10 protein-coding genes, 1 tRNA gene and 1 pseudogene are annotated in these 12,925 nt (G+C 71.4%); 4 read left to right on the top strand and 8 right to left on the bottom strand.

Annotated features, from left to right (window positions below):
* A pseudogene (locus H5J29_RS01190) lies at positions 1–768 on the bottom strand (PucR family transcriptional regulator); the annotation flags it as partial.
* A 34-nt stretch (positions 769–802) separates the two neighbouring features.
* Between H5J29_RS01190 and H5J29_RS01185 the strand changes: the two are divergent.
* The gene (locus H5J29_RS01185; RefSeq protein ID WP_181778995.1) at positions 803–1,576 is read left to right on the top strand and encodes a pirin family protein; all 774 of its coding nucleotides are present in this window, start codon (positions 803–805) and stop codon (positions 1,574–1,576) included.
* 192 nt (positions 1,577–1,768) lie between these two features.
* Here the strand turns inward: H5J29_RS01185 and H5J29_RS01180 are convergent, their stop codons facing one another.
* The gene (locus H5J29_RS01180) at positions 1,769–1,975 is read right to left on the bottom strand and encodes a cold-shock protein (RefSeq protein WP_181778994.1); all 207 of its coding nucleotides are present in this window, start codon (positions 1,973–1,975) and stop codon (positions 1,769–1,771) included.
* Between the two features lie 257 nt (positions 1,976–2,232).
* Complete coding sequence (aceE, locus tag H5J29_RS01175; protein WP_312858011.1) at positions 2,233–4,956, bottom strand: pyruvate dehydrogenase (acetyl-transferring), homodimeric type; 2,724 nt, start codon at positions 4,954–4,956, stop codon at positions 2,233–2,235.
* Positions 4,957–5,259: 303 nt separating this feature from the next.
* On the opposite strand from aceE, the gene H5J29_RS01170 reads away from it, so the two are divergent.
* From H5J29_RS01170 to H5J29_RS01160, 3 genes are all read left to right on the top strand, one after another.
* Positions 5,260–5,697 carry a DUF3052 domain-containing protein gene (locus H5J29_RS01170; RefSeq protein WP_181778992.1) on the top strand — a complete coding sequence of 146 codons (438 nt, stop codon included), beginning with the start codon at positions 5,260–5,262 and terminating at the stop codon, positions 5,695–5,697.
* Between the two features lie 68 nt (positions 5,698–5,765).
* Entirely contained in the window at positions 5,766–6,224 is a 459-nt protein-coding gene (locus tag H5J29_RS01165; protein ID WP_181778991.1) for a peroxiredoxin, read from the top strand.
* 36 nt (positions 6,225–6,260) lie between these two features.
* A tRNA-Val gene (locus tag H5J29_RS01160) sits at positions 6,261–6,332 on the top strand.
* A 141-nt stretch (positions 6,333–6,473) separates the two neighbouring features.
* Here the strand turns inward: H5J29_RS01160 and H5J29_RS01155 are convergent.
* From H5J29_RS01155 to H5J29_RS01135, 5 genes are all read right to left on the bottom strand, one after another.
* Complete coding sequence (locus tag H5J29_RS01155) at positions 6,474–7,763, bottom strand: MFS transporter (RefSeq protein ID WP_181778990.1); 1,290 nt, start codon at positions 7,761–7,763, stop codon at positions 6,474–6,476.
* A gap of 67 nt (positions 7,764–7,830) precedes the next feature.
* Positions 7,831–8,988 (bottom strand): serine hydrolase domain-containing protein, encoded by a 1,158-nt coding sequence (locus H5J29_RS01150; protein ID WP_181778989.1) that lies wholly within the window; start codon positions 8,986–8,988, stop codon positions 7,831–7,833.
* A 248-nt stretch (positions 8,989–9,236) separates the two neighbouring features.
* The gene (locus tag H5J29_RS01145) at positions 9,237–10,121 is read right to left on the bottom strand and encodes an IclR family transcriptional regulator (RefSeq protein ID WP_181778988.1); all 885 of its coding nucleotides are present in this window, start codon (positions 10,119–10,121) and stop codon (positions 9,237–9,239) included.
* A gap of 146 nt (positions 10,122–10,267) precedes the next feature.
* Complete coding sequence (locus tag H5J29_RS01140; protein ID WP_181778987.1) at positions 10,268–11,311, bottom strand: ABC transporter permease; 1,044 nt, start codon at positions 11,309–11,311, stop codon at positions 10,268–10,270.
* Positions 11,308–12,912, bottom strand: coding sequence for a sugar ABC transporter ATP-binding protein (locus tag H5J29_RS01135; RefSeq protein WP_181778986.1), 1,605 nt, complete (start codon positions 12,910–12,912; stop codon positions 11,308–11,310). The genes H5J29_RS01140 and H5J29_RS01135 overlap by 4 nt, the downstream gene beginning before the upstream one ends.
* Positions 12,913–12,925: the final 13 nt, after the last annotated feature.

Genomic DNA, 12,925 nt, shown 5'->3' with positions numbered 1-12,925 from the left:
CGCGGGCGCACGCTCGTCGGGGGCGGTCCGGCCGCGGGGCTCGGTGAGCAGCAGGACGAGGCGCGCGCCCTGCACGCCGACGAGCACGGAGCGGCCGAGCCGGGTCGCGTGCCTGCGCATGCCGGAGAGGACCTCGGCGGCGTCCACGGTGTTCGCGTCGGCGGCGTCCCCGCGGTCCTCCGGCGGGCTACCGACCATGACGCGTACGGCCGCGGCGGGGTCCCAGCCGAGGGCGGCGGCGCGGGAGACCAGCGCGTCGTCCGCATCGCCGCGCACCACGCCGTCGACGACGAGGGCCTCCTGGCGTGCGTCCCACGCTCCGCGGGTCTCGGCCGCGTTGGCGTAGACGGTGGCGGCCGCGAAGGCGATCTCGCGCCCGAACCGCAGCACGGCCTCGACGAGGATCCGGTACTCGGCGTCGTCGGCGGCCAGCGGCGGCAGCCGTTCCTCGAACACCTCGGTGGCGATCCGCACGAGGTCGACGGTCTGGCGCAGCGAGAGCCTGCGGGCGAGGTCGCGCGGCGCGATCCGGAAGGCCTCGGCGGTGAGCCGGATCGTCTCCGAGGGCTCACCGAGCCAGGCCACGAAGTTGCTGACACCCGTCTGGGTGACGAGAAGGACCCCGGCGCGCTGGTCGGCGGGCAGTCGGGCGAACCACGGCTGCCCGTCCTCCATGGCCGACAGGCAGGCGGCCGCGAGGTCGCCGGTCGCCCGTTCCAGGCGTCGCAGCGTGGCCACGGAGACCGCCTGGACGTCGGACAGGGTCATGGGAGAAGCATGACACGCTGGAGGTGGTGTCACAGTGGAGCGCAGACGCGGCATCGACCGGGCGGTGACCGTGCACGAGGGCTGCGAGGCCCGGCACGGCTTCGCCTTCGGCGCGCACTACGACCCGGCGAACGCCTTCTTCGGCGCCCTGCTGGCGCACAACGAGGAGCGGCTCGCCCCCGGCGCGGGCTACCCGCGGCACGCGCACCACGAGGCGGACCTGGTCACGTGGGTGGTGGAGGGGGAGCTCCAGCACAGCGACTCGCTGGGCAACGCCCGGACGGTGCGCCCCGGGACGGTGCAGGTCCTGTCCGCGGGCACGGGCGTGGAGCACGCCGAGCTCAGCGCCGTGGGAACACGTTTCGTGCAGTCCTGGCTGGTCCCCGACGCCCTGGCACCCCCGGAGCTGCGGTCCCGCGACCTCTCCGAGGAGCTGGCCTCGGGCAGCCCCGTCCTGGTCGCCGCGGGTGCCTCCGTCGACACCTTTGCCCTGCCCGCCCCCGTGCGGGCAGCCGAGGGCTCACCCGCACCGGAGCGGGCAGAGCAGAGGTCCGTCTCGAGCCCCCTGTCGCTTCGCCGGGCGGACGCCGCGCTCTGGGCGGCGCGCCTGCCCGCGGCAGCGGTCTGGGAGCTGACGCCCGCACCCTTCGTGCACGTCTACCTCGCCGCGGGCAGCGCGACGGTCCCGCCCGGAGAGGTGGGCGAGGGCGACGAGCTGCGGCTGACCGACGAGGGGGTCACCCTGACCGCGGGCGATCGCGGTGCCGAGGTCCTCGTGTGGACGATGGGCAGCGACCTCAGGCCGTGAGCGTGCCTGCCGAGGTGCCCTCGACCGAGTCCCGGACATCGAGAGCCGGGGTGACCCGGTCCCGCTGGTCACCCCGGCCGTCGACGACGTACGGATCGTTCGCTGACACGCACCACGAGGAGGCAGCAAGCGGAACGGGTTGTGCGCCGGTGGGTGGTGGAGGCCCGGTGGCCCGGGACCCCAGGTGTGGGCTCAGCCGATCGGGGTGACCCCGGTGGCCTGCGGGCCCTTCTGGCCCTGCTCGATGTCGAAGGACACGCGCTGTCCCTCGTCGAGGCTCTTGTAGCCGTTCACCTGGATAGCGGAGTAGTGCACGAACACGTCCGCTCCACCACCGTCGGGAGCGAGGAAGCCGTAGCCCTTCTCGCTGTTGAACCACTTGACGGTGCCCTCTGCCATTCTTGCTCTCCTCGTGCGTGCTCACGGGGCGCTCGCCCCGGGAAAACGCCGGCAGGCCACTACTGTCCGCGCCTGGCCGGGACCCCTTACCACCACCTGGTGGGTCGGCGTCGGGCGGAGCCTAGCGTGATTCGCGTCGCTTGCCGAGAGGTCGTGAGCTGTGTATTCGTCCCGGAACCGGGACGAAACACGAGGGTCGGTACCTGGCCGGAGGGAGGGGTCCGATCGGCGGGACCCCTCCCCCGGACGGGTGAGTCTCAGGCCACTCCGGAGTCCGAGGTCTGCGGCCCGGCCGCCTGCGGGTCGTCGATCCGGTACTTGGCGGCGGCCTCGGCGGCCACCCCCTTGTCGACCTCCCCGCGCGCCGCGAGCGCGGACAGCGCCCCGACCACGATGGACTCCGCGTCCACCGCGAAGTACCGCCGCACCGCGGGCCGGGTGTCGGAGAGACCGAAGCCGTCCGTGCCCAGCGACACGAAGGGCGCGGGCACCCACTGCCGGATCTGGTCCGGCACCGCCCGCATCCAGTCCGACGACGCCACGACCGGCGCGTCGGACCCGCCCAGCGCCCGGGTCACGTACGGCACCCGCGGCTCCGCGTCCGGGTGGATCAGGTTGTGGTGCTCGGCCTCGACGCCGTCGCGGCGCAGCTCGCCCCACGACGTCACCGACCAGACCTCGGCGCCGACACCCCACTCCTCGGCGAGCAGCTCGCGCGCCCGGATCGCCCACGGCAGTCCGACGCCCGAGCCGAGCAGTCGGACCTGAGGGCCAGCGCTGCCCGTCGGCACCTCCAGGTACCGGTAGAGGCCCTTGAGCAGACCCTCGGTGTCGAGCCCCTCGGGCTCGGCAGGCTGCTGGTAGGGCTCGTTGTAGACGGTCAGGTAGTAGATGACGTTCTCGGGCTCGTCGCCCACCATCCGGCGCAGGCCGTCCTTGACGATGTGCGCGATCTCGTACCCGAAGGCCGGGTCGTAGGCGGCGACGGCGGGGTTGGTCGCGGCGAGCAGCAGCGAGTGCCCGTCGTTGTGCTGCAGGCCCTCGCCGGTCAGCGTCGTGCGGCCCGCGGTGGCCCCGACGAGGAAGCCGCGGGCCATCTGGTCCGAGGCCGCCCAGATCGAGTCGCCGGTGCGCTGGAAGCCGAACATCGAGTAGAAGATGTAGACCGGGATCATCGGCTCGTCGTGCGTGGCGTACGAGGTCCCGACGGCGGTGAACGAGCCCACCGAGCCCGCCTCGTTGATACCCTCGTGCAGGATCTGCCCCTGCTCGGACTCCTTGTAGGCCAACATGAGCGAGGCGTCCACAGAGGTGTACTGCTGGCCGTGCGGGTTGTAGATCTTCTGCGTCGGGAACATGGAGTCCATGCCGAAGGTCCGCGCCTCGTCCGGGATGATCGGCACGATCCGGCCGCCGATCCCCTTGTCCTTGATCAGGTCGCGGAGCAGCCGGACGAACGCCATTGTCGTGGCGACCTCCTGCTTGCCCGAGCCCTTCCTGACGGCGCTGTAGGCCGGGTCGCCCGGCAGCACGAGCGCCTTCGAGGTGGTGCGCCGCGAGGGCAGCGCGCCGCCGAGGGCCCGGCGCCGCTCCTCCATGTACCTGATCTCGGGGGCGTCCTCGCCGGGGTGGTAGTACGGCGGCAGGTACGGGTCCGCCTCGAGGGTGGCGTCGGAGATCGGGATGCGCTGCTCGTCCCGGAACTGCTTGAGGTCGTCGAGCGTGAGCTTCTTCATCTGGTGGGTCGCGTTGCGCCCCGCGAAGTGCGAGCCCAGGCCGTAGCCCTTGATCGTCTTGGCCAGGATGACGGTCGGCTGGCCGTTGTGCTCGGTCGCCGCCTTGTACGCGGCGTGGACCTTGCGGTAGTCGTGGCCGCCGCGCTTGAGGCCCCAGATCTGGTCGTCCGACAGCGGCTCGACCAGGGCCTTCGTCCGGGGGTCGCGACCGAAGAAGTGGTCCCGGACGTAGGCGCCGTCGTTCGCCTTGTAGGTCTGGTAGTCACCGTCCGGCGTGGTGTTCATCAGGTTGATCAGGGCGCCGTCGCGGTCCGCGTGCAGCAGCGCGTCCCACTCGCGGCCCCAGATGACCTTGATGACGTTCCAGCCCGCGCCGCGGAAGAAGGACTCCAGCTCCTGGATGATCTTCCCGTTGCCGCGCACCGGGCCGTCGAGCCGCTGCAGGTTGCAGTTGACGACGAACGTGAGGTTGTCCAGCCCCTCGCCCGCGGCCACCTGGAGCAGCCCGCGGGACTCCGGCTCGTCCATCTCGCCGTCGCCCAGGAAGGCCCAGACCCGCTGGTCCGAGGTGTCCTTGATGCCGCGGTCGCGCAGGTAGCGGTTGAACCGCGCCTGCATGATCGCGTTCATCGGGCCGAGGCCCATGGACACGGTCGGGAACTCCCAGAAGTCCGGCATCAGCCGCGGGTGCGGGTAGCTCGGCAGGCCGTGCCCGGGGCCGCCGTGCGACACCTCCTGGCGGAACCCGTCGAGCCGGTCCTCCGACAGCCTGCCCTCGAGGTAGGCGCGCGCGTAGATGCCGGGGGAGGCGTGACCCTGGATGTAGACCTGGTCGCCGCCGCCCGGGTGCTCCTTGCCCCGGAAGAAGTGGTTGAAGCCGACCTCGTAGAGCGTGGCCGACGAGGCGTACGACGAGATGTGTCCGCCGACCCCGATCCCGGGCCGCTGGGCACGGTGCACCGTCATGGCCGCGTTCCAGCGGATCCACCGGCGGTAGTTGCGCTCCGCGTCCTCGTCCCCGGGGAACCACGGCTCGCGGTCGGTGGGGATGCTGTTCACGTAGTCCGTGCTGGTCAGCGACGGGACGCCGACGTGCCGCTCACGCGCGCGCTGGAGCAACCGGAGCATCAGGTAGCGGGCCCGCTGCTGGCCCGCGTTGTCCAGCGCGGCGTCGAACGAGTCGAGCCACTCCGCCGTCTCCTCGGGATCGATGTCCGGGAGGTGGGCGGCGAGTCCGTCGCGGATGACGTGGACGCGGGGTGGGCCGCCGTCCGTGCCGCCCGCCGCGCTGCCGTTGCTGTCGCCGGTGGTGCTCTGGCCGGTCAAGGGGTCTCCCTGCATGGCTCGTACGTGGTCCGTTCCAGTCTCCCGGGCCGCCGTCCACGGTGCGCGACGGAGGGTCGGGCGATGGCCTCTATCGTGCCCCTCGGCGCCCGATCACGGTACGGCGGTTGCGCAGGGCCGCATGGTCGTGTTCGGATTCCGCATCCGAACACCAGTGGAGGCGGCGCATCGTCGTGCCGCCGTCAGAGGAAAAGAGGTGCACGCGTGGTCGCCGCGGAAGATGCCGGACGGACGTCCGACATCGCGGGCAAGCTCGGCATCGAGCCGGGCATGGTCGTCCAGGAACTGGGTTATGACTCCGACGTCGACGACGCGGTGCGAGACGCCGTCGAGGACGTCACCGGCGAGGACATCCTCGACGAGGACGCCCAGGAGGTCATCGACGTCGTACTGCTGTGGTTCCGGGAGGGGGACGGCGATCTCGTCGACACCCTCGTGGACGCCCGCGGGATGATGGCGGACGAGGGGACGATCTGGGTGCTCACGCCCAAGACGGGCAAACCAGGGCACCTCGAGCCGAGCGATATCGCCGAGGCCGCACCCACTGCGGGCCTGGCGCAGACCTCCAACGTCACCCTCGGCGACTGGGTCGGTCAGCGGCTCGTGCCGCCGAAGGCGAACCGGAAGCGGCCCCCGGTCTAGGCTCAGGGGGAAAGCGACCCACCGGGAGCACCGGTGGGTTCCCCGCACGCCTTCGAGGAGAGCGACGCATGGCACCCGAGGTGGGATCCGAGGCCCCCGACTTCACGCTCAAGGACCAGGACAAGCAGGAGGTGACCCTGTCGTCGTTCCGCGGCGACAAGGCCGTCCTGGTGGTGTTCTATCCCTTCGCGTTCTCCGGGATCTGCACCGGCGAGCTCTGCACGGTCCGGGACGACCTGTCGACCTTCCAGAACGACGAGGTCCAGGTCCTCGCGGTCTCCACGGACCCGACCTTCTCGCTGAAGGCCTGGGCCACCGCGGAGAACTACACCTTCCCGCTGCTGTCGGACTTCTGGCCGCACGGCGAGACCGCGAAGGCCTACGGCGTGTTCAACGAGGGCGCGGGCATGGCCGTGCGCGGCACGTTCCTCGTGGACAAGCAGGGCAAGGTCGCCTTCGCCGAGGTCAACCAGCCCGGCGAGGCCCGCGACCAGGACGCCTGGAAGAAGGCCATCGCAGCACTCTGATCACCGACCCCCGGGGCCTCGCGGTCCCGGGGGCCGGGGCGCGTAGCTCAGCGGGAGAGCACTCGGTTTACACCCGAGCGGTCGTAGGTTCGAACCCTACCGCGCCCACCGCCCTCACCATGGGTTCGGCGGCCGGCCGCCCGCGTCGTCCGTCCCTCGGCCCTCTCGCGTCGCCGGGCCGCACAGCCGTCGGCGCGCTGCTGCCGCGCGTTCGACGGCATGCAGGCCCTCGGGTGGACCCCGTCCGCGTCAGGCCTCGGTCGCCTCGTCGACGGCCGCGGCCGACCGGCGACGTCCGAGCAGCCCGTACACGACGAGAGCCAGCCCGCCCACGACGAAGCACGCCGCGCCGAGGTAGCAGGCGGCGTCGTAGCTGCCGGTGCTCTCCCGGATCCCACTGAACAGGTAGGGGAAGACGAAGCCGCTGGCGCCCGCCACCGCGATGCACACGGAGAACAGGACCCCGAAGATCAGCGGCCCGTAGTCCTTGACGAGGAAGTAGGACATGATGTCGCCCTCGGCGCCCAGGCTCAGCGCCACCATCAACGCCCCCACCCCGACCACGACGGCAGGCAGCGCCGGGATCTGCGTGAGCGTGAGGGCGCCGAGGGTCGACAGCGTGAGCATCCCGATCACCACCCAGTAGCGCGACACCATGTCGAGGAGTACGCCTGCCGCCAGCCTGCCGACCACCATGCCGGCGGTGAAGACCGTGGTGACGGTCGTGGCCACCGCAACTCCGAGGCCACCGTCGAGCAGGATCGGCTGCATGTTGGCGGTGAACGCCGATGCCCCGCTGTACATCACCAGGACCGAGAAGGCGAAGATCCAGAAGCGGACCGAGGTGAGCACGGTCCGGGCGCTGACCGGAGGGCGGCCTTCTGCGCCTGCGGTCGCCTCGGCCGCGGTGCTGACCTCCTGACCTGCGGGAACCTGCACGCCTATCGCCACCGCGGGGATGGTCAGCAGCAGGGTGAACCCCGCCAGAACGAGGTAGCCGGTCTTCCAGCCTGCTCCGTAGACGGCCCAGGTGACGAGGGGGATCGCCAGGATCGGCATCACTCCGGCGCCGGCACCGAGCAGACCGAACGCCTTGCCCGCGCTCTTGTCGAACCACAACGTGATCAGTTTGTAGAAGGGCACCTGGCCCCCGAACGCACCGAACACGCCGATCGCCGCGCCGAGGGCGTAGAAGGTGATCTTCGTGACCGGGAGGAACGCCATCAGCGCGACGAGCGCGATGTAGGGGACCAAGCCGACCAGGATGATCGTGCGGATGCCTCTCCGGTCGACGAGCCTGCCGACCACGAGAGCGGCTGCGTTGAAGAACACGATGAAGATCGGCCCCAGCAGCACCTCGGTCGTGCTCCAGCCGGTGGCCTCCGTCATCGGTCTGACGAAGACGCTCGCCGTCATCATGAAGAGCATGGGGCCGGCGCCGTAGCCGATCGCGGAGAAGGCAGCGGTCCTGCCACCGGCCCGCCATTCGTCGGACTGGCGGCCCCTGAGGGCAGAGGGGTGAGTACCGATCGTGGACATGAACGGTCCTCCTTTCGGTCAGCAGTACAGCAGCGGCGGGCGCGGGCGGACTCGGCCGTCCGGTGGCTTACCGAACCGCTGCGTGGACCACGTCCGACAACCGCTGGAAACGGTCGAGGCTGGGGGTGGACGCCATGACTCCCGCGGTCAGGGCCACGAACGTCACGTCGGTCGTCGGGTCGACCCACAGGAGGCTGCTCCCGGCCCCGGCGTTGCCGTAGGTCTCCGCCGAGGCGAGCAGCCCGAACTGGTGCCGAACGGCGGCGGTGCCTCGGACGTTGAAGCCCAGGCCGATGTAGGCGGGCGACGGGCTGAGCCCAGCGCGCAGCGCGGTACCGCGGGTGAGCTCGTTCTCGATCTCACCCGTCCAGTTGCGCCGCGCGATCTCGATGGTCCGGGGAGAGAGGATCTCCGTTCCGTCCAGTGTCCCGCCGGTGCGGAGCATCTCGGCGAACCGGTGCAGATCCGCGGTGGTCGAGGCGGTCCCGACCCAGGTCGCCTCGTTCGAGTCGGCTTCGAAGAGTCCGTACTCACCGGACCTCGTGGTCGACGGGACCCCGACCGGAATGGTGCCGCGCATGTCCGGCACGACGTGTCGCGGTCGCATGTGCGGCTTGATCCCGAAGGCCGTGTCGACCATGCCGAGAGGAGCGAAGAGGTCCTCGGTGAGGATCTCGGTGATTCCGCGCCCGTCCGGGTCCGTGCGGCGGAGGACCTCGCCGAGCAGCGCATGGTTGACCATCGGGGAGTAGTCGCAACGCTGTCCCGGCTCCACGACGCCGTGCACGTGGTCGTAGATGACGGCGAGGACGTCGTCCAGCCGGTCGCCGGTGGTTCCGTGGCCCACCTCCCAGAGCCCCGGCATGCCCGAGGAGTGGGTGAGCAGGTGCAGCACCGTCGCGCGGTCCCGCGGGCTCCCGACGAACTCGGGAAGGATGTCCACGACCCGGTCGGTCAGGGCCAGCCGCCCCAGCTCCGCGGCCCTGAGCACCAGGACGTTCGTGAACGCCTTGGTGAGCGAGAAGATGCTGAAGACCGAGTCCTGTCGGATCACCTGGTCGCCGTCGCGGTCACCGGACCCGACCGCCAGGTCCAGAAGGACCTCCCCGCGGCGCGCCACCCGGACGGCCGCACCGTAGTAGGCGCCGTCGGCGATGTCCTCCTCGACCTTCCGCTCGAAGTGCGCGAGTCGCTGTTTGGACATGAGCTCGCCTGCAACGGTCATCGATCCACCCTGCCTTTCGGGGCGCCCTGGAGTGGGCGCGTCCCGCCGGCGGCGTCGGGAGATCCGAGAGGCGCGGATCTCCTCGCCGACTATCGGTCGTGAAAGGAGGAGTCGACACCGAACCCTGCGCCCGGACGACGTCCTCCGCACCGCAAAGCTAGCCGGCCGCCCGGGGCGACGGTGCCGTCTTCCCGGATAGCGGAAGCCGGCGGTCCCGTCGGGAGAGGCAGGTGCCGCGGCGGCCGGCGTCAGGAGCGGTCAGTGGTGTGCGACAGGCGGTCCGACGGTGCCGGATGCGTCCGGATGCGCGCGGGAGCGGTGTCCGAGGTCCGCATCGCGGTCAGCGAACACGAGATGGCTCGGGCGGCGGCCCGGACCTGCGGCCCGAGCGAGCGGATCTCGGGGTTGTCGGCCCGGGTGAAGACGGAGATCGCGACCGAGACCGCGCGGTCCCCGTCGCGGACGGGCGCGGCGATGGCGAGGTGCTGGTTCGTGAGCTGGCGGTCGACGACCGCGACCCCGCCGCGCCGCACGTCCGCGAGCGCTCGTCGCAGGTGCCCCGGGTCGGTCAGCGTGCGCGAGGTGAAGGACGTCAGCGGTCTGCTCAGCGCGTCCGCGAGCACGTCCGGCGGGGCGAAGGCCAGCAGGACCTGGCCCAGGCCGGTGGCGTGGGCGGGATAGGGGCCTCGCGGCGGGCTGAGCGCGGTGAGCGCCTCGAGCCCCTCGACACGGTCCACGACGAAGACGTCCTGGTTGGACCGTACGGCGAGGTACACCTTCTGGCGCGTGACGCGGAAGAGCTCGTAGAGGTACGGCATCGCCACCGAGCGGAGCAGGCTGCCGTGGGGCGCCAGGTTCGCGACCCGCCAGAGTTTCAGCGCGATGTGGAAGGCGCCGTCCTCGTCCCGTTCCAGGGCGCCCCACTCGACCAGGTCCGCGGCGAGCCGGTGGGTCGTGGAGACGGGCAGACCGGCCCGTCTCGCCAGGTCGGACAGCGTGAGGCTGGGGTGCTCGGGGCTGAAGGCATCGAGCAGGGCGAGCGCACGCAGGGTGACGGACCCCGTCGTGTTGCGGGCCGCAGCGGAGCCCGCGGCTGTCCGGGACGACGCGTGCTCCGTTGCATGCGATGACATTTCCTCACCGTACCTGCTGAATTCCGCGTTCCGGAAGCTGCGTGATCGGCTCGGTACGGGCCTGACACACCTGCGGGATCTCGGGGATGCGGGTGCCGGGCGACGCAGTGCGTCGTCCGGCACCCGCGGAGGTGGGGACCGCCCCGTCAGTGCATCATCGAGCGCGCCCCGCGGCGGCGCGCGAGGTAGGTCGCGATGCCGGCGGCGACCAGGAGGGCGACGCCGTTGAACACGGAGGGCGCCCAGACCGCCGCGCCGAGCAGGCTCAGGCCGGAGACGAGCACCGCGACGAAGAAGACCCCCAGGACGGTGCCGAGCAGGTTGGGCCGGCCCGGCCGGATCGACGTCGCCCCGAGGAAGATCGCCGCGTAGGCGGGGAAGAGGAAGCTGGGCCCCGCCGTCGAGTCCGCGGCGCCCGAGCGAGCCGTGAGGAGCACTCCCGCCAAGCCCGCCAACGCGCCTCCCAGGACGAAGCTGGACACCGCGATGCGGTTGACGTTGAGACCGACGAGCGCCGCGGCGTCCCGGCTCGATCGCAGCGCCTGCAGGTAGCGCCCGTAGGGCGAGTTCTCCAGCAGCAGCCAGGCGAGCACCAGGATCGGGACGAGGACGAAGAGCAGCCGGGGGACACCGGCCCAGTTCAGCGACCCGAAGGCGATGAAGTCCTGGTCGATCCCGGTCGAGATGCTGCCGCCCGAGGTGTACAGCAGCATCGCGCCGGTGAGCAGCAGGCTCATGCCGAGGGTGGTGATGATGGCGCTGAGGCCGTAGCGGGTGATGAGGAACCCGTTCACGAACCCGACGGCCGCGCCCAGCGCGACGGCCAACGCGATCGCCACCGGCACCGGCAGCCCGAAGTCCGCCATCGCCGCTGCGGTGGCGACGGACGCGACCCCGGCGATCGCGCCGGGCGAGAGGTCGAAGTAGCCGCCGAGCAACGGGATCATGCCGCCCACGGCGATGAGGAGGACGACGACCTGGTTGCCGAGCAGCGTGACCAGGTTGGCGCTGGTGAAGAACACACCGGACGTCGCGTCGGAGAACGCGTAGAACACCAGGACGAGCCCGAGGACGAGGAGCAGGCCGAAACGCTCCAGGAACTCGCTCACCCGGGCCCGGCCGTCCCGCTTCGGCACGGCGGGGACGCCGTCGGTCGTCTCGCTCGGTTGGAGCCTGGTCGTGGAACTCATGGGGTGGTCTCCGTAGCAGGGTGGTCAGCAGGGTCGTCGTAGACAGCGGCGGTGAGCGTCTGAACGTCGGGCTCGGTCGTCTCCGACACCACGGAGCCCGACCGGAGGATGAGGACGCGGTCGCAGAACGTGGCGAGCTCGTCGAACTCGGACGCCGTGACCAGGACGGCGGCTCCGAGCGCGGCCGCCTCGCGGATCATCCGGTAGATGTCGGCGCGAGCGCCCACGTCCACGCCCTGGCTCGGCTCGTCGAGCAGCAGGAGGCGGGGATCGCGCGACAGCCACCGGGCCAGCAGGACCTTCTGCTGGTTACCGCCGGAGAGCGACGACATCGGCAGGTCCACGTCGGGTGCCTTGATGCCGAACCGGGTGACCAGCGCCCGGGCGTCGCGACGTTCCCGGCTCGTGCGCATCCGACCGCCCGACCAGTACCTGCGGACCGAGGCGGCCAGCAGGTTCTCCCGGATCGTCAGGTCCGCGAAGTTGGCCATGGTGGCGCGGTCCTCGGGCAGGAAGGCCACCCCGTCGCGCATCATCGCCGCAGGCCCCGAGCGGGTGTCGACCTCCTCGCCGTCGAGCAGGATCCGGCCCGTACTCCGGTCCTCCACCCCGAACACGGTGCGGAGCAGGCTGGAGCGGCCCGATCCGACGAGACCGGCGATGCCGACGATCTCGCCCGCGTCGACGGTGAGGCTGACGCCGCGCAGCTTGGCTCCGCCGACGTCGGACAGCCGCAGCCGGGGCACCTCCGCCGCCGTCCGGGCGACCCGGTCGGGGGACCGCACGGTCCGGCCCGCGATCTGCTCCGCCAGTGCCGTCTTGGTCAGCCCTCGGGTCGAGGCGGTGCTGACGTGCCGCCCGTCGCGCAGCACCGTCACCGTGTCGGTGTGCTCCAGCACCTCGTCGAGACGGTGGCTGATCAGGATCGCGGTCGTGCCGCCCGCCACCAGCCTCGACAGCGAGGTGTAGAGCCGGTTCGCCTCGTCGGTGGGCAGCGCGGCCGTCGGCTCGTCGAGGACGAGGATGCCGTCGGCCGAGGGGCTCTCCGGGTCCTCGTCCTGCTCGAGGGCCCGAGCGATGGCGACGAGTGCCCGTGCGGACGGGCTGAGCCGGTGCAAGGGCGTGTCGGGAGCGCCGTCGATGTGGTACTTGGCGATCAGGCGCTCCGCCCGCGAGTGCACCGCCCGATGGTCGATGCACCGGATGCCGGTGGTGGCGTACCCGTGCCCGATGGACAGGTTGTCCGCCACCGAGAGCTCGGCGAACACCCCGAGGTCCTGGTGCACGAAACGAAGGCCCGCGGCGCGGGCGACCCGCGGGGTGACCGCGGCGGCGTCGACGACCGTCTCGCCCAGTTCCACGACGCCGCCCGGCTCGGCCGAGACGACCCCGGCCAGCACCTTGACCGCGGTGGACTTGCCGGAGCCGTTCCCGCCGAGCAGTGCGTGGATCGTCCCCCTCCGGACGGACATGCTGACGTCGTCCAGGGCGACGGTTCCCGGGTAGAGCTTCGTGACGTTGCGCAGCCGGACCGCGACGTCGGCACCGGGGCGAAGGGGCCCGGGCGGGTCGACCGTGGTGTCAGATGAGGGCAGAGACATGTGCTTCCTCCTG

The sequence above is a fragment of the Pseudonocardia pini genome, from assembly GCF_013870575.1.
GTDB lineage: Bacteria > Actinomycetota > Actinomycetes > Mycobacteriales > Pseudonocardiaceae > Pseudonocardia > Pseudonocardia pini.
The sequence above is the reverse complement of the archived record's forward strand: the minus strand, read 5'-3'. Positions and strand labels throughout refer to the sequence as shown.

Bases quoted from the DNA above. Each gene is read 5' to 3' on its own strand.
- H5J29_RS01180 (WP_181778994.1), bottom strand. From the start codon at position 1,975: ATGGCAGAGGGCACCGTCAAGTGGTTCAACAGCGAGAAGGGCTACGGC.
- H5J29_RS01165 (WP_181778991.1), top strand. From the start codon at position 5,766: ATGGCACCCGAGGTGGGATCCGAGGCCCCCGACTTCACGCTCAAGGAC.
- H5J29_RS01155 (WP_181778990.1), bottom strand. From the start codon at position 7,763: ATGTCCACGATCGGTACTCACCCCTCTGCCCTCAGGGGCCGCCAGTCC.
- H5J29_RS01150 (WP_181778989.1), bottom strand. From the start codon at position 8,988: ATGACCGTTGCAGGCGAGCTCATGTCCAAACAGCGACTCGCGCACTTC.
- H5J29_RS01145 (WP_181778988.1), bottom strand. From the start codon at position 10,121: ATGTCATCGCATGCAACGGAGCACGCGTCGTCCCGGACAGCCGCGGGC.
- H5J29_RS01140 (WP_181778987.1), bottom strand. From the start codon at position 11,311: ATGAGTTCCACGACCAGGCTCCAACCGAGCGAGACGACCGACGGCGTC.
- H5J29_RS01135 (WP_181778986.1), bottom strand. From the start codon at position 12,912: ATGTCTCTGCCCTCATCTGACACCACGGTCGACCCGCCCGGGCCCCTT.